1 protein-coding gene is annotated in these 512 nt (G+C 31.2%); it reads left to right on the plus strand.

All coding sequences use genetic code 11. The features are described 5' to 3' along the window. Nucleotides 1-18: 18 nt before the first annotated feature. A partial coding sequence (locus J5224_RS35285) for an SGNH hydrolase domain-containing protein (RefSeq protein WP_264629422.1) occupies nucleotides 19-512 on the plus strand: 494 nt, incomplete at its 3' end.

Consider the following 512-nt stretch of genomic DNA (forward strand, 5'->3'; position numbering starts at 1 on the left):
TGGCACTGGCCTATTATTGTGCTTGCTCGTAAATATTCATTCATTGATAACTTTACGACTATCAATGAATATTTAGTCGTTATTTTACTTATTACTTTTCTTTCATTATTTAGCTTTTATGTGGTTGAGAAACCTTGTCGTAAATATAAGAAAACCTTTAAATTCTCATTGATTGCGTATTACATGATCCCCTCTGCTATAATTCTTATGATTTATGCATTTGAAGGAAAAATAAATTCATCATCTTATGCAAAATATGAAGAAGCAGTTAAGCCATATAAATTACAAACACAATACTTAAATCCTGAGAATGATTTTTGTGACGGAAGAATTATAGGAAATTGTGTGTTTGGTGATAAATCTAAAAAACCAGAAATATTGATGATTGGGGACTCTCATGCCGGGCATTACTCTCCTTATTTGGATGAGGCAGGTAAAAAATATGAGTTTGCAGTAAAAATCATCAGTTACCATGGATGTGAATTTTTACCTGAGCAAGAAGATGAAAACGA

It is taken from the genome of Candidatus Symbiopectobacterium sp. NZEC135, from assembly GCF_025962695.1.